The sequence below is a fragment of the Calothrix sp. NIES-3974 genome (assembly GCF_002368395.1).
Taxonomy (GTDB): domain Bacteria; phylum Cyanobacteriota; class Cyanobacteriia; order Cyanobacteriales; family Nostocaceae; genus NIES-3974.
Map to the genome: position 1 here is coordinate 1,320,540 of NZ_AP018254.1, position 18,672 is coordinate 1,339,211.

Genomic DNA, 18,672 nt, shown 5'->3' on the forward strand with positions numbered 1-18,672 from the left:
AGATTTTGATTTGGTATTTTGAAAGACTTAACGCACGGAAATGGGAATTTCTTCATCCTTGGCTGTTAATTCACCTGTCATTAATTCTTTGAAGGCAAGTACAAACCAAAGTAGGGACATTAACACACAAGAAATAAACAATGGGATATCAATGAATATTTCTTTTTCTTCTGCCATACCTTGTTTTTTAATTGCTTGCAAATACGAGCGACCGCTCCATCCAATCAAACCAGCAGTGTAAATAAATATGGCGATAGGAATCAGCACATCAATTGTTAAACTCAAACGGTCAAGGGCTATTCTTGGTAAACCATCTTCTCCACAAAGTAGTTGGGAATAGGCTTTTAATGGTTTTGTGGTGTAATAACTATCAGGTGCATTTTTCACTCGCTCCACAAATGCGGGTGATTTATAACAAGGTACTAGGGTTGTGTTTTCAGCTAATGCTGTGGGAGTAATATGTAGCCAGATAGTAATGGCCAGAAATAGGGCAAATATGTATTTCATAGATTGATCTTTTTTTGAGGGAATAGAGAAGAGGAAACGGGCTAGAAAAAAGCCCGCACTACCAAACACACACAAAATGGCAACCACAAACTTAAACTAATTGCTTCTTCCGGGTGCTAACATCACCAACTTTTTGGAAGACACCAAACTCAACTTGTTCTTCGTCTAATTCAGGATCAATTCCCGCAAACACATCTCGGAATATGGTTCTCGCACCATGCCAAATATGACCAAAAAACCATAATAAACCCCAACAAGCATGGGCAAAAGCAAACCATCCCCGCGTACTGGTGCGGAAAATACCATCAGATTTGAAGGTTTGAGTGTCGAATGCAAATATTTCTCCTAGTTGAGCGCGACGGGCATATTTTTTGACTTCTACAGGGTCACTAAAAGTTTGTCCATTGAGTGCTCCACCCAGGAAACTAACTGTAACTCCTGTTTGTTCAAAACTCAACTTAGAATCGGCTCGACGGAAGGGAATATCTGCACGAACAATGTTATCTTTATCCGTCAAGACCACTGGAAATGTTTCAAAAAAGTTGGGCATTCTGCGTACAATTAATTCCCGACCTTCCCTATCTTGAAAAACAGGATGACCTAGCCAAGATAGGGCTACTCCATCTCCTTTTACCATTGGTCCAACCCGGAATAATCCACCTTTGGCTGGACTATTACCGACATAATCGTAAAAGGCCAATTTATCGGGGATATTTGACCAAGCTTCAGCAAGGGTTGCACCTTGATTTAAACTAGTTTGCACTCGACGGGATATTTCTGTTTGGAAATAGCTACTATCCCATTGATAGCGAGTTGGTCCAAATAGTTCAATGGGTGTTGTTGCTGTACCATACCACATGGTTCCCGAAACCACAAAAGCGGCAAAAAAGAAAGTAGCTAAGGCACTGGCTAAAACCGTTTCGATATTACCCATGCGCAGGGTTCGATACAAAACTTCTGGGGGTCGGACACTAATATGAAAGATGCCACCAATAATACCTACAATTCCCGCCGCAATATGGTGAGCCACGACACCACCCGGATTATAGGGATTAAAGCCATCTGGTCCCCATTCTGGTGCAACTCCTTGAATATGTCCAGTTAATCCATAGGGGTCGGAAACCCACATTCCTGGTCCAAAAATACCCGTTAAATGGAAAGCGCCAAACCCAAAACAAAGCAAACCAGCTAATAGTAAATGAATGCCAAAAATTTTCGGCAAATCGAGAAATGACTCGCCACTTTTAGGGTCTTGAAATAATTCTAAATCCCAGTATACCCAATGCCAACAGGCTGCTAAAAATAATAAACCTGCCAAAATAATATGGGCAGCTGCTACACTTTCAAAAGTCCACAGGGTGAAACCATTTACTGCTTCTCCAGTAATATTCCAACCAGCCCAGGATTGGGTAATTCCCAGTCGAGTCATGAAGGGTAAAACAAACATACCCTGTCGCCACATCGGGTTGAATACGGAGTCACTGGGGTCAAAAAGTGCCAATTCATACAGTGCCATTGAGCCAGCCCAACCGGCAGTGAGGGCTGTATGCATCAGGTGGACGGCGATTAAGCGACCTGGGTCATTGAGAACTACTGTGTGAACGCGATACCAAGGTAGTCCCATTAATTATGCTCCTGATTATGCCAATAGAAACAGATAGGTGTTTTGTAAAGAATGGGGGAAAAATGTCTTACAAAAGATAGCGATCGCAATCATGATTTTCACTGCCACATGGGCAATAATTTGGCTGATAATCCTGTTTGCCATGATTTTTTGTCCTAATCTAGTGGTTTCATGGATAAAACTGGCTCATCCTGTCTATCTAGCCCCCTTTCAAATCCAGCCGCAGCAGCCCTAGCTCGACCTGCGTGCCACAGATGACCGACCAAGAATAGTAAAAAGAAGACAAAGTGAGCAGCTGCTAACCAGGTACGGGGGGAAACAAAATTAAAGGAATTAATTTCTGTAGCCACACCACCAACAGAATTGAGGGAACCTAAAGGTGCGTGGGTCATGTATTCAGCAGCACGACGGATTTGCCAGGGTTGGATGTCGTTTTGAATTTTTTTGATATCTAATCCATTGGGTCCCCGTAGAGGTTCTAACCAGGGAGCGCGTACATCCCAAAAACGCATGGTTTCCCCACCAAAGATAATTTCCCCAGTAGGCGATCGCATGAGGTATTTCCCTAGTCCGGTTGGTCCTTGGGCTGATGCAACATTTGCCCCCAATTTCTGGTCACGAACGACAAAAATTAAGGCTTGAGCTTGGGATGCTTCCGGAGCGGTTGGACCGTAAAATTCACTAGGATAGGCGGTATTATTGAACCAGATGAACATGGTGGCAATAATTGCTTGTCCAGCAACATTGCCTAAACTTTGGGAAAGATAGGCTTCACCGGACCAAATGAAGACCTTGTGAGTCCATTTAAACGGTTCGGTGATAATATGCCAAATTCCCCCCAAAATCAAAATACCGCCAATCCAAATATGACCACCGACTAAATCCTCCAGGTTATTCACACTGACGATACTACCCTGTCCCCCCGTGAAGGGTTTGAGTAAGTAACCAAAAATAATCCGTGGGTCTAAAGTGGGATTTGTCACCAGGCGTACATCTCCCCCACCCGGTGCCCAGGTGTCATACAAACCACCCCAAATCATCGCTTTACCCACTAATAAATAGGCAGCCACACCCAGGGCGATTAAGTGAAAACCGAGGATACTAGTGACTTTATTTTTATCCCTCCAATCAAAATCGAAAAAGCCCGCCAATTTTTCTGGTCCCTTGAGGGAATGGTACAAACCCCCAAAACCCAGTACTGCTGAACCAATCAAATGAGCCACCGCGATCGCAAAAAATGGGAAAATATCCGTCACTTCTCCCCCATGTCCAACCCCAATCCCCAAGGTGGCGATGTGGGGCATTAGGATTAAACCCTGTTCATACATGGGTTTTTCTGGGGTATAATGGGCTACTTCAAACAGCAACATTGCCCCAGCCCAAAATGCCACTAATCCTGCATGGGCAACATGAGCGCCTAAAAATCGACCGGATTTATTTACAAAACGAGCATTTCCAGCCCACCATGCATACCCTGTAGAGGGTTCATCTCGTCCTTCACTTGCGGGAGGACTGATTGTGGTTGTAATTGATATGTCTAAAGGTGTTTCCATCTTGCAAAATTTTGGATTTTAGATTTTGGATTTGAGGATTTACGTCAAAAAGTGTATTTTCCTGATTGCGCCTGATGTGTAAAAAAATTTCTAGTAGTCTGGCAACCCCAAGATGGGGGGTTTGTAGTTAGGTTCTAGCCGGGAAAAAACTTTTGTATAAACTGCTATGGGTGCAACTACGTACCAGACCACTCAAACACTGGACAACCCCCTACAAAGCATTACCACGGGGTAAAACTTCCTCTGGGAACTGAAAATGTTCATGGGGTTGGTCTTGGGGAGCCATCCAAGCTCTAGCCCCCTCATTCAGCAGAATATTCTTGGTATAAAAGGTTTCAAATTCCGGGTCTTCTGCGGCTCTCAGTTCCTGACTAATGAAGTCGTAGGCACGTAAATTGAAGGCCAGACCCACCATACCGATGGCACTCATCCACAGACCAGTAACGGGGACAAACAGCATGAAAAAATGTAACCAGCGTTTGTTAGAGAAGGCAATGCCAAAAATCTGTGACCAATAACGGTTAGCTGTGACGAAAGAGTAGGTTTCTTCCGCTTGGGTGGTACTGAATCCCCGGAAAGTATTAAAGCCAGTGGTGTCCTTAAATAGGGTATTTTCAACGGTGGCTCCATGTATTGCACATAACAAAGCACCCCCCAGAACACCCGCAACACCCATCATGTGGAAAGGATTGAGGGTGTAATTGTGAAAAGCCTGGAAAAATAGTAAAAAGCGGAAAATTGCGGCAACTCCAAAACTGGGAGCAAAAAACCAACTAGATTGTCCCAGGGGATATATCAAAAACACAGAGACGAAAACAGCAATCGGTGCAGAAAAAGCGATCGCATTATAGGGACGAATACCGATAGTGCGTGCAATTTCAAATTGACGCAGCATGAAACCAATTAAACCAAAAACACCATGAAAGGCTACAAAGTTCCATAAACCACCGATTTGAAACCAACGGGTGATATTCCCCTCCGCTTCTGGACCCCAGAGTAATAACAGGGAGTGACCCATACTATCTGCGGGGGTAGAAACCGCAGCAGTGAGGAAATTACAACCTTCCAGGTAGGAACTAACTACTCCGTGGGTATACCAAGAGCTAACGAACGTGGTTCCGGTGAACCAACCCCCAATCGCTAAATATGCGCAGGGGAAAAGTAATAAACCTGACCAACCGATAAAAACAAAGCGATCGCGTTTTAGCCAGTCATCTAGGATATAAAACCATCTCCAATTGGATTGGGTCGGTCTAATTGCTATTGTCATGGATTTTCCCTGTATAATTTGTCAGCAATTCCAAATGAACAAAAATCACGGGATTAATCTGGGTCGTCTTTACTCCCTAATACCATTCCACCTGACCATCATTGACAAAATAGGGTGGACCAGGTGTTGTTAAAGCTTTCAAAAGATAATCAAAATAGGGTGCGACTTCTACTGCTTTTTCTTCCCCTAAAAGATTACAGGCTTCTTCTTTGATACAGCGTATCGCTTCAACCCAATTAAACAAAGGAATCCCCAAAGATTGATACATTTCCTTCATTCCCACGATACCAATTTCCAACAAAGGTTGTTCATTTCCAGCTAAAACACAGTAAGCAACTAGGCGAATATACCAACCCTGGTCTCGTTGACAGGATGCGGTTTTACGCATATTTCCACTATTACTAGGAGTAATGGGACAGCGTTTCCAAAATTTTTCACTCGCTGCTTCTACAATTCTTCTTTGATTTTTAGCCAAAGTTGTTGCTATTTCAATGCGTCTTTTCCCGGAATCGCAAAAATTTTTAATCATACGAATTTCTCCAGGAGTTGGATAACGCATTTCTTCATCAGCGTTTTCAATTACTTGTTTAACTATACTCATGGGATTTTAGATTACTCTGCGAGAAGCCGCACTACGTGCGTCTATGGATTTTGGATTGCAATACGCTTGGTGTTAAAGATAACTGTTGGGTTGAGGCTTTAGTAGACTGTTGATTTTGTGGAAATTTACCCATAAGTTCACACAGTTTTTGTGATTATCTCGTCCCTATGCTCCGCGTGGGGACGCATTCCACGAGGGCTACTACCTCTACATTCTTCAACCCAACCTACCCAATAATCAGGCTTTTAAGTCTAACTGAACTGTATTGTGCTTTATTGTTCTTAGTTGCGCTTTAGCGCTTTAATCTACCTTTTAACTAACAATATTTCCTGAAAATTCTGTCTCCTCCTCACCAGATTTGACCTCATCAACTTTCGTTACTAACTGTTCTAATTTCAATTCCGACTCAGACTTATTATCTTCATCACTGGAGGTAAATTTCTCTTCTTTTTTCCCGTTTAAATTTCCATTTTTATGGGGAATAAATCTATCTAAAGCCAGTTGAGAAGATAATACAGCCTTGGTGGGACTTTGCTCTGCATAGGCTGTTTTTGGATATCTCATGCTATATCCTTGGGGAGTAATATAGCGCTCGTAGGGTACTGTGTCCTCTGCAAATACCTCCAGATATTCTGTACTGTCAATTATGGCATCTATTAAGCCGTAAAAACCCTGATTAGCACAGATATCATAGTAGTAATTCATCTCCATCCGACCATAGGTAGGACGACCTAATAAACGTCGATGGATGTATTCTATGGACTTGGTGACATAGAGGGATTCCCAGAACATTTTCCGGAATAATCTTGATTTTGCTAACTGACGAATAAATTCTCGGACTGTAATTTCACCACTGAGTAACATGGATTCAGCAGAGCTTAGACGCTGACCGTCTAAAAGTTCTCGTCCAAAAACCTGACGATAAGCAGCATTAATAACGACTGTGGGATAGTTTCTATCGAGACTGGGAAAATAGCTGGAGTGCTGTTTTCCTTCCTTTCCATTACTAGTTTCACCATTCACTGTAATCAGGTGTAATTTATCCCTTTGATCTAACTTCATCACCCTGTCTATGTGACCTGGTACTTTCCCTAATCCCGTTGCACTAATTAAAATTCTTTGATTATCGTAACTAAAGGGTGCAGTAATTGATGGGTGAAACTTACCATCCGGACTAACAAAAATAGCACCAAATTGGATTTCCAAGGGGTCATTTCCCACACCGTAGGGATGTTGATTCGGTAATGGTCGAGTAGATTGGGCAAACAGGGTAACAAATTGGGGAACCTTATGAACCGAAGCATTCCATTTCAATAAATCTATTTGTGGACTCCAGTTTCGAGTTGCTTGTGCTTCCTGTCCTACACCTCGTAAATAGGGTACTGTTTCCTCTCCAAAGTAATCGCTATATTCTTGGGAATCCACCAAAGTATCCACTAGTTTCCCTAAACCACCCTGAGTGACAATAGCAAAATATTCTTGGAACTCTGCAAGGGTATTTATTCCTCGTCCCAAAAAGTGACGTACTGCTAATTCAATAAAGCGACTGATGGTGTGAGGTTCCCAAAACAAGCGTCGATAGAGTCGGGATTTTCCTAAACTGCGGATAAATTCCTTCATGGAAATTTGACCGCTCTTGACCTGTGACTCCAACTTATCCACCGCTAAACCGTAGGTTCCCGTCACATCATGTTCAAAAACCTGACGATAAGCGGCTTTGATCACAACTTGCTTTTCCGTTTCCGATAACACCGACTTCATCACAAACTTCGGTCGAGGTGAAGATGCGATCGCATAACTTTGGGGTAATACCAAACCCTGTTCATGGTTTGATAATCCCATTCTGAGTAACTCAGGAGGTTTTTCCACCAAATATTCGGCAATTAACACCTCAAAGTTATATTTAACCATCTCCTGAGCTGGTTTATCCCCCGGAAAATAACTCAAGGTTTGTCTTTGCATTTCCTTGAGTGCAACCACCGTCGCATCTGTCACATCTTCTGGTATTACTCCGCGCAAACCCCGTGCATTCACCGACAAAATACTCGTATCACCTGCAACAATTGCAAAGGTAATATAACGGAGAAACCAAGCCAAATCCCGCATTGACCGCTTCATTCTTGCAGGACCATAGCGAGAAATATTGATAAATCGAAAACCTCCAGGAAGGGGTTCCCGGTCAGAAAAGATAGTCTTGGTTTGTTCTATCAGTCGTCGAAAAGGATTAAAAAATTTTGGTGTTGGAATTAACTTCAGTTTTTCTTGGACTAGTACAGCACCGTGTCTTTGAGCGGAAGTGAGAAAATCCTCTCCTATATAGTAACCAGAACCAGGCATTCCTACGGGGTCTTGGGGTTTTTCGAGGTAGTCCATTGGAGAACCACCAAAGAAAATACGATTTGCACCTGCGCTAATAATTTCATCCGCATGATTAGTAATAGTTTCAACTACTTCCAAACGTTTATTTGCTGATGTAAAAAAATCCTGTAGTTGTTGTAATTCCGTTGCTTTCAAACATCTATCTTGTTGTTCTGCTTGGGAAATTAATGCTATTGGAACTGTTTGGTATTCCTGGGGATGAGCAACTGGGTTGCTACCAATAACTTGACGACTCATGAATTTTTCGTCCTGTATTTTTTACTTACAACTTGGATATAAATTGGATGGAAATAATGTGAATCACCCTTGAATAAATTGGAGATTAATTATCTTAACCGTGGGGAAATAGGCAAAATTTAAATCTTTGAGGGAGATAATTTATGACTTAACTACTCTTATATTTGTCGATAAGTTTTTGTCATAATCTCAACATCTAAGTCGATGAAAACTGACTACAAGCTGCCTTGACAAGGCCTAATTTACACGATTCCTGGATTTCTCGCGGGTAAGTTGTAAGCCTTGAGTAACAGATTGATTTTCCTTCTACGGACTATCCCCATGAGTTTTAGGATTTTGTGAGAAATGCGGGGATTCAGTAGTAGATATTGGGTAAAAAAATAATATTGATCCTACTCCCGATTCCCTATTCCCCACTCCCTCACGGTATTAAATTTTGAATCAAATAATCAAAATATGGTGCAACCTCAAGAGAATCATTCAAAGTAAAAAGTTCCAAAGCAGCATCCTTCAGACAAGACATCGCCTTCACCAGATTCGCTAAAGGTATTTCCAGGGAATTATACATTTCTTGCACCCCAACAGTTCCGATTTCCTGTAGAGGTTCAATATCACCCACAACAACTGCATAGGAAATTAAACGTATATACCAACTTTGGTCTCGTAAACAGGAAGCACGACGGACGGGATTCCCACTATTACTGGGAGTATCGGGACAGATTTCCCAGAATTTCAGACTCGCTTTTTCGATAATTTCCCTTTCATTTTCAATCAAAGTACTAGCTAATTGTAAACGATGATTACCCGTTGCATAATAGTCCTGAATTGCATTCAATTCTGTAATATTTAAATAACGTGCTTCGCGGTCAGCATTAGTGATGGATGTGGTGATGACACTCATGGGATTTTGGATTTTGAATTTGGGATTTTTATATCAAGATATAGCTATTTGCTACGTCTTCTCAGAGGTTGTGGGAAAGTTGCTGTTAATACTTAGCAAGCTCGTTTTTTTGGGAGTGGGTAATCGGGAATCGGGAGAGACGCGACATGTAGCGTCTGTACATTTTATTAGGGAATCGGAAGTAGTCTACACCTGGATTTCTCACACTTGTAAACCTTGAGTCAGGGATTGATTTTCCTTATATTTCCTACTCCCTATTTCCTGTGAGTTTTCGGGTTTTGGGGGAAATCCGGGTATAAGGGTCTACATGTCCTTTGGACGCAACCCAACTATGTAAACCAATTATTCCTACTCCCCACTCCCTATTTACAGGTGAGATAGTACTATCTTTGGTCGCAACTTCAGTATTAACTTAAACCGGAGACGATATAGTCGAAGTAAACACCCATTTCTCGACCTGCATCTGCACCAACAATACTAGCTGTCACTTCCTTCATTGCTTGTACTGCTCGGATAGTTGCACCAATGGGAACACCCAAGGAATTGTAGGTTTCTCTTAAACCATTCAAAATACGTTCATCCAAAATTGACGGGTCTCCAGCCAACATCGCATAGGTTGCGTAACGCAAAAAGTAATCCAAATCCCGTACACAAGCTGCATAACGACGACAGGTGTACATGTTTCCACCAGGACCTGTGATATCTGTATAAAGTAAAGATTGTGCTACTGTTTTGGTGACGATATTTTTTGCATTTGCACTGACAGCTGTTGCAGCACGCGATCGCATGTCCCCACTGTGAAAATAATTTTGTAATTTTTCTAAGGCATTATCGTCTAAATATTTGCCTTGAACATCTGATTTATTAATTAAGCTAGTGATGGCATCTTGCATAGTTCTATCTCCGAATCCGAGTACATTTGTGATTGATAATTAAGAAAAAGATGAAAGTCTGAAATACTACTAAATTTAGTTATTATTGGAGATATTTCAGACCTTATCTGTCATGCAAACCTATGACAAATCTAAAATTCCCAAAACTAGGATAAGGCTTTGATAATATAATCAAAATAGGGACCCACTTCTACCGCATCTTCTTCACTCATCATTGCTACTGCTTCTTCCTTCACACAGCGCATTGCTTCGACTAAATTTCTCAGGGGAATTTCTAAATTATTGTACATTTCCTTAATGCCAATAGTCCCTATTTCTTCTAATGGTTTTTCACTTCCTGCCAAGATTGAATAGGCCACTAAACGTATATACCAACCTTGGTCACGTTGACAGGAAGCTGTTTTCCGCTCATTCCCACTATTACTTGGAGTATTTGGACAGCGTTCCCAGAATTTTTGACTACCCCGTTGTACAATTAATTGTTCGTTTTCCGCCAATATTTTCGCGATGCGAATTCTTTGGTCTCCGGTTTTTAAAAAGTCTTGAAAAATTCTCAATTCCTTGGGTGCAGGATAGCGAGATTCACTATCTGCACTCAAAATTAATTCTGTGACAACGCTCATTTTGTTACTCCTAATTATTGGTGATGTTGGCTGATTATTTCTAGGACTTACGCACTCGTGACGAGAAATTAGGTGTTGAGGATTTGCACGTCTACCTGAGAACCCTACGGTCGTTCTGCTAAGGGTCTGGTGCGGTGTTTACTTTGTCCTTGCGTAAGTCCTGATTTTCGATGGGAAGAAGAGGAAATAGTCAGATATTAGAGGCAGAATAAAAACTAATAACTGACTATATCAACCTGGCTACATCGTGATGGAAGGTGCTGCCATTGCAACTGGAACTGGAATTGCTTCCCCACTGGCAAGGTCTAGGGGAAAGTTATGAGCATTCCGTTCGTGCATGACTTCAAAACCTAAGTTTGCTCTGTTTAACACATCTGCCCAGGATGGTAGCACTCGACCTTGGGAATCGAGAATGGAGTTATTGAAGTTGAATCCATTCAGATTAAATGCCATCGTACTGATGCCTATTGCAGTTCCCCAAATACAAATTACTGGCCAAGCTGCTAAGAAAAAGTGCAAAGACCGACTATTGTTAAAGCTGGCATATTGGAAAATCAAGCGTCCAAAGTAACCATGTGCGGCGACAATATTGTAGGTTTCTTCTTCTTGACCAAACTTATAGCCGTAATTCTGGGATTCCAATTCAGTGGTTTCGCGAATAATACTCGATGTCACCAGGGAACCGTGCATTGCACAAAATAGGGAACCACCTAAAACCCCTGCGACCCCTATCATGTGCAAGGGATGCATGAGAATATTGTGTTCTGCCTGGAAGACAAACATAAAGTTAAAAGTCCCACTGATACCCATTGGTAAACCATCAGAAAAGCTTCCTTGTCCGATGGGATAAATCAAAAATACGGAAGTGGTGGCTGCGAGGGGAGCGCTGTAGGCTACAGCAATCCAAGGACGCATTCCTAAACGATAGGATAATTCCCATTCCCTTCCCATGTAACAAGCAAGAGCAGGGATGTAATGGAAGGCAATCATCTGGTAGGGACCACCGTTATAGAGCCATTCATCCATTGAAGCGGCTTCCCAAATGGGGTAAAAGTGCAATCCAATCGCATTGGACATGGGAACAACTGCGGCGGTAATGATGTTATTACCGTAAAAAATTGATCCAGCAACTGGTTCGCGAATACCATCAATATCGACGGGTGGTGCTGCAATAAAAGCAATTACAAACACACAAATGGATACTCCCAATAGGGGAATCATTAGAACACCAAACCAGCCGATGTAAAGTCGATTCTCTGTGCTGGTAATCCAGTCACAAAATCGCTCCCAAGCGGGAAAACGAGTTGTTTTTGGTTGGGAAATAGTTGTCATACGAATAGATGAATTAGATTTTGGATTTTAGATTTTGGATGCAAGAAAGGTGATTTAAATCTCCTTTTCTTCCTCCTTTGATTCAATGTATTGGGAATCGGATGTTAGTTCCTCTGGAAAACCACCGGAATAATGATAAATTTGTGTTTGTCTCAGAGATTTTATTCCCAGGTTAGCCCAATTAATTGTGTCAGCCCAAGTAGATATTACATGTCTGTCACTGAGTATTTGGGGTTGGGAAAATGTCAATTTTTCAAAGTTAAATGCAGCAATGTCAACACCTAAAGCAGCAGACCAGATTCCAGCAACAGGTAGTGCTGCTAAGAAGAAATGGAGTTTACGAGAGTCGGGAAAACTGGCACGTTGCCATAGTAAATGCCATAGATAGACTTGGCTTTTACCGAAATGATAGGTTGGTTTTGTTTGACCTAGTTTGTAGCCTTTGTTGATTGATTCATAGTTGTCTGGATGATGATTGTCTTCACTGCTCCGAAGCAGGGTTGATGTCACCAATGAACCATGCATCGCACAGGCAAATGCTCCTCCTAATACTCCGATGACTCCCAGTTGATGTAGGGGACTCATGAGAATATTGTGGTCGGCTTGAAATTCGAGCATAAAGTTAAATGTACCCGAAATTCCCAGTGGCATTCCCGCAGAAAAGCTCCCTTGACCGATGGGATAAATTAATAATACGGAAATTGTTGCAGCAACTGGCGCTGTGAAAGCAAGGGATATCCAGGGACGCATCCCTAAACGGTAACTTAATTCCCATTCCCGGTCTTGATAGGCAATAATTCCAATCAAGAAGTGTAGTACTATCATCTGGTAAGGGCCGCCATTATACAGCCATTCCTGAATTGAAGCTGCTGCCCAAATGGGATAAAAATGTAGACCGATGGCTGATGAAGTCGGTACAACTGCGGCTGTGATAATGTTGTTCCCGGAAAGTAAAGAACCGTAAACAAGTCTGCCGATTCCATCCATGCTGACAGGAGGTGCAAAAATAATTGCAATGATAAAAACAATTGTTGCTGTCGATATGCATGGAATCATAATCACGCCAAACCAACCTATATACAGTCGATTGTCAGTACTTGTGATCCAAGTACAAAATTTCTCCCATGAACTAATTTCTTCATGTATTTCTGGCTGATTGATGACTGATGCTTGAGGAGAGCGATCGCTTTTTTTGATGGTTGCTACGCCCGAGTCTGACTTTGCTGTCATTTGATCTAGATTCCTCACTCAATATTCTGATGTTCCCCCATCGCAACTCCCCTTGGGGATATTTGTGATCAAACCGTTGAAGGTTGATGGAATGTAGAATAATCAAAAATCCTGAAGAACTAATGAAGATATCATTTTCTTTACAAAAGTTCATATAGTCGTGATTAATAGCCATTTAATTACATTTAGTGGTCTGACAATTCAAACAATGATGTGTGGTTTTAGGGAGTGGGGAAAACTACTTTCATCTGTAAGCATTACATGGCAGCTACTCTCTACAACTAGCAGGTATGCGCAGTGTTGTTGAAGACTAGTGATCCATCACATAAGTTCTGGGGGGTTTGTGGTAGTGAATATGAAGAGTTAAAGCGCTACTACGTACCTTTTTTCTTTACTCATCAAAATTAATGGGACAAAGTACTAGGTGCATCGACACTACTCCCTACTCCCTATTTTCAAGGGAGGCAGTAGTAAAAGTTGCCGTGGTAAATTACCAGGGTTACATGAGTTTTTATGAATAAAGATAAAGAAGCGTAAAGTTTATTAAAAGGATATAACTACTCGGTGCGGATTTTGTTAACAATAATCTTAAATTGGCAAATATCCTGATTTTTCCCAACCTCTAAGCCTAGTCAACTAATTAATTTTTATTACAGTATCTTGTTTGCCATTCAAGTTTAGTTAGTGGTCTGCAAAAGCAAGGTAGTAACCTGGATTTTTGATGTTTGTGGTCAAGGTTGAGTAAGGAATTGATTTTTCCCATACTCCTTACTTTCTCTAAATCCAATGAATTTTGCTCCAAATAGGGGGTAAAGCTTTTGCTAATTATTCAAAAATCACTTTTAAAAGTCACTGACGCTAAATTTTGCTGTTTAGAGCAACCACGGGTGAAATTGCATGAGAATTTTACTAGTTGAAGATGATGAGTGCATTGCGAAAGCTGTAGAACAGATTTTAAAGAAGCAGCGTTATCTTGTCGATGTTGCTCATGATGGGGAAATTGGTTGGGAATTTGTGAGGACGTTTAGCTATGATTTGATTTTGTTGGATGTAATTTTGCCAAAACTTGATGGTATTCAGCTTTGTCAAAGGTTGCGTGCCGATAGATACCAAACTCCGGTATTGCTATTAACAGCCCAGAATTCCCATACTGATAAAGTGCTGGGTTTAGATGCGGGTGCGGATGATTATGTGGTGAAACCGTTTGATTTTTCTGAATTATTAGCTCGAATTCGGGTATTATTACGGCGGAGAAATACACCGATTCAGATGGTTTTGAGTTGGGAGAATTTACGTCTTGACCCTCAAAATTGTGAGGTTGCCTATGATGGTCATGTTTTAAATTTAACTCCCAAGGAATATTATTTGTTAGAGCTTTTTTTACGCAATCCCCACAGTGTTTTTAGTCGCAGTGAGATTTTAGACCATTTGTGGTCAATGGATGAAGCTCCGAAGGAAGACACGGTGACAGCGCATATTAAAGGATTGCGGCAAAAATTAATTCAAGTGGGTGCGCCAACAAATTTTATTGAAACGGTCTATGGTTTAGGTTATCGGTTGAACCCCTTTGAAGACGATAGTCGCAACAAGGTTCTAGATAAAAGTCATGAAGAGACCAAAAAAGCATTGAAAATAGTTTGGGAAAAACTCAAACACAAAAATCGCGATCGCTTGACGATGATTAAGCAAGCGATCGCGTCTTTGCAAAGGGAGCAGATATCGCGGGAATTACGTCTTGCAGCAAGGGAAGCAGCTCATAAATTGGCTGGGTCTTTAGGAATTTTTGGATTTCATCAAGGTTCCCAGATAGCGAAGGAAATTGAAGAGATATTGGCATATTCCGGCAAAATTAACCATCAACAGGTTAACTATTTACAGCTTTTAGTGAAAACCCTGCAAGAAGAGATGCAACAACCGGCTTTTCGTGAACTAGATCAAGTTTTGTGTCGTTTGGTGTTGGATGAATATGACAAATCATCATAGACAAATATCTTCACTGGAGTCCCTGCTACACCGGATGATGAATCGTATCCGTCAATCTTTGGAGTTACCTGTAATCCTGTCAACAACGGTGGATGAGGTACGTAATTTTTTGGGTACTGACCGGGTAATGGTGTATCAATTTGATAGTGCTGGCAATGGGAAAGTAGCGGCTGAATCTGTAGACAAAAATTATCTACCATCCTTGTTAGGACAACACTTTCCAGCTGATGATATTCCTCTGACAGCGAGGGAATTGTTTCTCCAGGTGCGTCAGCGTTCAATTGTTGATGTAAGTTTGCAAAAAATTGGCTTGAGTCCCCTCATTTCCCAAGAAACGGTTGAATCATCTCCAGAAAATGAAATTTTTTTTCGACCCGTAGACCCTTGTCATGTAGAGTATCTGACTTCAATGGGAGTGAAGTCTTCTTTGGTGGTACCGATTTTGCATAGAGATCAGTTATGGGGGTTATTAGTTTCTCACCACAGTTCTCCTCGACAGGTGACTCCGAGGGAACTGGAAGTAGTGCAATTGGTGGCAGATCAATTATCAATTGCGATCGCCCAATCGACTTTGTGGGAGCAAACCCGTCTCCAAGCTCAACAGGAAGCGACTATTAACAAGGTGGCAAAATTATTACATTCCATGACGGAAATGCAGGTGGATAGGGCTTTGGAGTTAACGGTTTCTGCTTTACAAGCTGCTGGTGGAAGGCTCTATATTATACCTCGTATTGATGAGGGGAAGAATCAGTTATTCATCTGTGGAGAGCAGCCGATTTTTCCTAAACAGCAACGACGCAACCGGGTCAAAGGTAAAGCAGTTAATTTCACTGCTACTCATTTCCCCTATGAACAGAATTCGACTTGGGGGGAATGGTTGCAAATGGAAAAGAGTGTGGGAAAGGGGTATTCCACTTGGGTTTTTACTGATTTGTGTCAAGCAAGTTTACCGTCGGATATTTTACAAGGTTTTTTGGATGCAGGAATTCGTAGTCTATTGGTGATTCGCTTGCAATATCGACAGCAAATTTTAGGATATTTGAGTATTTTCCGCCGCGAGATAGATGTGGAAACAATTTGGGGTAGAAGGATAGATCAACATGACCCTAGACATCTAAAACCAATAAAATCCTTTGAAATTTGGCGAGAAATTCAAAAAAATCAACCCCAAGGATGGGAAACCACAGAGATTGAACTAGCTCAAGCTCTAGGAAGTCACTTTGCGATCGCGGTTCATCAATATCAACTCTATCAGCAGGTTCGCACTCTGAATCTAAGTTTACAACAAGACATTGAGGAGCGTAAGCAAGTAGAGAAAAAAATCTCGGCAATGAATGCGGAGTTAGAACAACGGGTACAGGAAAGAACAGCAGAATTACGACGGGCTAACAAAAGATTGGTGGAGGAGATTAAGGAAAGGGAAAGAGCTTTGCGAGAACGTCGGGTTGCGCAAACATCCTTAGAACGTCTGAGTCGCCAAAGTGAGTTAATTTTAAACTCGGCTGGTGAGGGAATTTACGGATTAAATGCTGTGGGGAAAATTACATTTGTTAATCCCGCAGCAGCAAGAATGTTGGGATATGAGGTGGAGGAATTAATTAATAGATTTATGCATGAGGTGGTGAAACATTCTCAAGCGGATGGTGTGCGCTATTTCTTTGAGGAAAATCCAATATATAAGACTTTACAAGATGGTACCGTTCAACATATTACGGATGATATTTTTTATCGTCGTGACGGTAAAAAAATTCCCGTGGAATATGTTTCCACTCCGATTCGGGAAAAATCTCTAATTGTGGGTGCAGTAGTGATTTTTAAAGATATTACGGAAAGACAAATTATTGAGCGCATGAAGGATGAATTTATTTCCGTTGTCAGTCATGAGTTACGCACACCTCTAACATCAATTCGTAGTGCTTTAGGTTTACTCGCACGGGGTTGTTTAAAAACAGAATTAGATAAAAGTCAGAGAATGCTTGAAATTGCTTTTGATAATACTAATCGGTTGGTGCGTTTAATTAATGATATTCTCGATATTGAGCGCATTAATTCGGGTAAAGTGACAATGCAAAAGCAAGCTTGCAATGCAACTGAGTTAATGATGCAAGCCATTGACGAAATGGGAGCAATGGCAGAAAAATCGGAAATTAAACTCAATTTATTACCAACTCAGGACGAGTCAATTAACCTGTGGGTAGACCGAGACCGAATTATTCAAACTATTACTAATTTACTGAGTAATGCCATTAAATTTTCTCCCCCTGGTTCCCAAGTTCATTTAAGTGCAAATTTAGCATCTAACCCCATTAATAATGGTGCAAAATATCCCCAGGTAATCTTCCAAGTTCAAGACCAAGGACGAGGTATTCCCGAAGATAAATTAGAGACAATTTTTGACCGTTTTCAACAAGTTGATGCCTCTAATTCCCGTCATCAAGGCGGTACAGGTTTAGGATTGGCAATCTGTCGCAGTATTGTAGAACAACATGGAGGAAAAATTTGGGTAGAAAGTCAAGTTGGTCAGGGTAGTATTTTCTATTTTACCTTGCCCATAGTCTCGAAGGAAGCAAGGGTATAAAGGATGATAAATCTATGGAAAAATTAGTTTTACTCATTGATGATGAAGAGGATATTCGCGAAGCAACTCAAGTCTGTTTGGAAGTAATTGGTAATTGGGAAGTAATTACAGCTGCTTCAGGTCAAGAAGGTTTAAATAAGGCTTTGCAACATCAACCAGATGTGATTCTCCTAGATGTAATGATGCCAGATATGGATGGATTAACAACATTAAAGCTATTACAAAAAACTAAAGAAACTTGCCAAATACCTGTAATTTTATTAACAGCTAAAACACAAGCAGCTGAACAAAGGCAATTTACACAACTTAATATTGCCGCAGTTATTACTAAACCCTATGATCCGTTTATTCTCTCGAATCAGATTACCCAAGCTTTGGATAATTTCCGGAAATAGGGAATAGGTAGTAGGAAGTGGGGAGTAGGAATGAACTATGGTGTTGTTTAGTTGCGATCGCACCCTTTCGAGAAGAGACTTTTCTCGCAGAGATAATCACCCGATTAAAACGAGTTTGTGCGATGCTTTCGGTCAATGGTTCGCTGATGATGGAAAATTACGGTTTTGCGCAAGTCAACCTCACCTGACTTAGGAATTAAGATATCAATTTTGATGGGTTCAATTGGTACTGCTGGACTAGCGAATAGGTTGACACCAATGAATAACCTGGTGATGAGGTAGATGGGTTGAAAATAAGGACAAAACGGGAATTTTTGGTGAGATAAAAGTTGCCAAATTAATTTTGTTAAGCAATTTTGATTCATTACCCTTCACTGACTACAACAAAGAACCATTTAGACATGTAATTAATACCCCATAGATCAATCTAGGGGTTTAATTAAAACCCAAATAAATTATTCATTTGTAATTACGTACGCAAAGCGTTGCCGCAGGCTATTACGTAGCTTGCTTCCCGCGTAGCGGGTATTACGTAGGCGCAGCCTTGCCGTAGGCTATTACAAATG

16 protein-coding genes are annotated in these 18,672 nt (G+C 41.2%); 4 read left to right on the forward strand and 12 right to left on the reverse strand.

Features of this window, described 5'->3' with window-relative positions:
* Positions 1-27: 27 nt before the first annotated feature.
* The 12 genes from CDC37_RS05125 to CDC37_RS05175 all read right to left on the reverse strand — a co-directional run bounded on the left by CDC37_RS05125 (position 28) and on the right by CDC37_RS05175 (position 13,150).
* Positions 28-507, reverse strand: coding sequence for a Photosystem I reaction center subunit III (locus CDC37_RS05125; RefSeq protein ID WP_096620782.1), 480 nt, complete (start codon positions 505-507; stop codon positions 28-30).
* Between the two features lie 91 nt (positions 508-598).
* Positions 599-2,131, reverse strand: a complete 1,533-nt coding sequence (gene psbB, locus CDC37_RS05130; protein WP_096620783.1) for a photosystem II chlorophyll-binding protein CP47 — start codon at positions 2,129-2,131, stop codon at positions 599-601.
* 15 nt (positions 2,132-2,146) lie between these two features.
* Complete coding sequence (locus CDC37_RS25430) at positions 2,147-2,275, reverse strand: hypothetical protein (protein WP_255408897.1); 129 nt, start codon at positions 2,273-2,275, stop codon at positions 2,147-2,149.
* Between the two features lie 11 nt (positions 2,276-2,286).
* Positions 2,287-3,684: a photosystem II reaction center protein CP43 gene (gene psbC, locus CDC37_RS05135; RefSeq protein ID WP_096620784.1), complete on the reverse strand. Its 1,398-nt coding sequence runs from the start codon at positions 3,682-3,684 to the stop codon at positions 2,287-2,289.
* A gap of 211 nt (positions 3,685-3,895) precedes the next feature.
* Entirely contained in the window at positions 3,896-4,954 is a 1,059-nt protein-coding gene (psbD, locus tag CDC37_RS05140) for a photosystem II D2 protein (photosystem q(a) protein) (protein ID WP_096620785.1), read from the reverse strand.
* Between the two features lie 76 nt (positions 4,955-5,030).
* Complete coding sequence (gene apcD / locus CDC37_RS05145) at positions 5,031-5,555, reverse strand: allophycocyanin subunit alpha-B (RefSeq protein WP_096620786.1); 525 nt, start codon at positions 5,553-5,555, stop codon at positions 5,031-5,033.
* A gap of 312 nt (positions 5,556-5,867) precedes the next feature.
* Positions 5,868-8,171, reverse strand: coding sequence for a phycobilisome rod-core linker polypeptide (locus CDC37_RS05150; RefSeq protein ID WP_096620787.1), 2,304 nt, complete (start codon positions 8,169-8,171; stop codon positions 5,868-5,870).
* A 421-nt stretch (positions 8,172-8,592) separates the two neighbouring features.
* Positions 8,593-9,072, reverse strand: coding sequence for an allophycocyanin subunit alpha-B (gene apcD / locus CDC37_RS05155; RefSeq protein WP_096620788.1), 480 nt, complete (start codon positions 9,070-9,072; stop codon positions 8,593-8,595).
* A gap of 407 nt (positions 9,073-9,479) precedes the next feature.
* Positions 9,480-9,965, reverse strand: coding sequence for an allophycocyanin subunit beta (locus tag CDC37_RS05160; RefSeq protein ID WP_096620789.1), 486 nt, complete (start codon positions 9,963-9,965; stop codon positions 9,480-9,482).
* Positions 9,966-10,111: 146 nt separating this feature from the next.
* On the reverse strand, positions 10,112-10,588 hold the full coding sequence (gene apcD, locus CDC37_RS05165) for an allophycocyanin subunit alpha-B (RefSeq protein WP_096620790.1): 477 nt from the start codon (positions 10,586-10,588) through the stop codon (positions 10,112-10,114).
* Positions 10,589-10,828: 240 nt separating this feature from the next.
* Positions 10,829-11,920, reverse strand: a complete 1,092-nt coding sequence (gene psbA / locus CDC37_RS05170) for a photosystem II q(b) protein (protein ID WP_096620791.1) — start codon at positions 11,918-11,920, stop codon at positions 10,829-10,831.
* A 54-nt stretch (positions 11,921-11,974) separates the two neighbouring features.
* Positions 11,975-13,150 (reverse strand): photosystem II q(b) protein, encoded by a 1,176-nt coding sequence (locus tag CDC37_RS05175; protein WP_096620792.1) that lies wholly within the window; start codon positions 13,148-13,150, stop codon positions 11,975-11,977.
* Between the two features lie 897 nt (positions 13,151-14,047).
* Here CDC37_RS05175 and CDC37_RS05180 point away from each other — a divergent pair.
* The 4 genes from CDC37_RS05180 to CDC37_RS24015 are packed head-to-tail and all read left to right on the forward strand — an operon-like array spanning position 14,048 to position 18,294.
* Positions 14,048-15,133: a response regulator gene (locus CDC37_RS05180; protein WP_096620793.1), complete on the forward strand. Its 1,086-nt coding sequence runs from the start codon at positions 14,048-14,050 to the stop codon at positions 15,131-15,133.
* A 34-nt stretch (positions 15,134-15,167) separates the two neighbouring features.
* Positions 15,168-17,711 carry an ATP-binding protein gene (locus tag CDC37_RS05185; protein WP_231943226.1) on the forward strand — a complete coding sequence of 848 codons (2,544 nt, stop codon included), beginning with the start codon at positions 15,168-15,170 and terminating at the stop codon, positions 17,709-17,711.
* Positions 17,712-17,725: 14 nt separating this feature from the next.
* Positions 17,726-18,106 carry a response regulator gene (locus CDC37_RS05190; protein ID WP_096620794.1) on the forward strand — a complete coding sequence of 127 codons (381 nt, stop codon included), beginning with the start codon at positions 17,726-17,728 and terminating at the stop codon, positions 18,104-18,106.
* Between the two features lie 17 nt (positions 18,107-18,123).
* Positions 18,124-18,294: a hypothetical protein gene (locus CDC37_RS24015; protein ID WP_157780657.1), complete on the forward strand. Its 171-nt coding sequence runs from the start codon at positions 18,124-18,126 to the stop codon at positions 18,292-18,294.
* The last annotated feature ends 378 nt before the right edge of the window (positions 18,295-18,672 follow it).

Bases quoted from the DNA above. Each gene is read 5' to 3' on its own strand.
- CDC37_RS05125 (WP_096620782.1), bottom strand. From the start codon at position 507: ATGAAATACATATTTGCCCTATTTCTGGCCATTACTATCTGGCTACAT.
- psbB (WP_096620783.1), bottom strand. From the start codon at position 2,131: ATGGGACTACCTTGGTATCGCGTTCACACAGTAGTTCTCAATGACCCA.
- CDC37_RS25430 (WP_255408897.1), bottom strand. From the start codon at position 2,275: ATGGCAAACAGGATTATCAGCCAAATTATTGCCCATGTGGCAGTGAAA.
- psbC (WP_096620784.1), bottom strand. From the start codon at position 3,684: ATGGAAACACCTTTAGACATATCAATTACAACCACAATCAGTCCTCCC.
- psbD (WP_096620785.1), bottom strand. From the start codon at position 4,954: ATGACAATAGCAATTAGACCGACCCAATCCAATTGGAGATGGTTTTAT.
- apcD (WP_096620786.1), bottom strand. From the start codon at position 5,555: ATGAGTATAGTTAAACAAGTAATTGAAAACGCTGATGAAGAAATGCGT.
- CDC37_RS05150 (WP_096620787.1), bottom strand. From the start codon at position 8,171: ATGAGTCGTCAAGTTATTGGTAGCAACCCAGTTGCTCATCCCCAGGAA.
- apcD (WP_096620788.1), bottom strand. From the start codon at position 9,072: ATGAGTGTCATCACCACATCCATCACTAATGCTGACCGCGAAGCACGT.
- CDC37_RS05160 (WP_096620789.1), bottom strand. From the start codon at position 9,965: ATGCAAGATGCCATCACTAGCTTAATTAATAAATCAGATGTTCAAGGC.
- apcD (WP_096620790.1), bottom strand. From the start codon at position 10,588: ATGAGCGTTGTCACAGAATTAATTTTGAGTGCAGATAGTGAATCTCGC.
- psbA (WP_096620791.1), bottom strand. From the start codon at position 11,920: ATGACAACTATTTCCCAACCAAAAACAACTCGTTTTCCCGCTTGGGAG.
- CDC37_RS05175 (WP_096620792.1), bottom strand. From the start codon at position 13,150: ATGACAGCAAAGTCAGACTCGGGCGTAGCAACCATCAAAAAAAGCGAT.
- CDC37_RS05180 (WP_096620793.1), top strand. From the start codon at position 14,048: ATGAGAATTTTACTAGTTGAAGATGATGAGTGCATTGCGAAAGCTGTA.
- CDC37_RS05185 (WP_231943226.1), top strand. From the start codon at position 15,168: ATGATGAATCGTATCCGTCAATCTTTGGAGTTACCTGTAATCCTGTCA.
- CDC37_RS05190 (WP_096620794.1), top strand. From the start codon at position 17,726: ATGGAAAAATTAGTTTTACTCATTGATGATGAAGAGGATATTCGCGAA.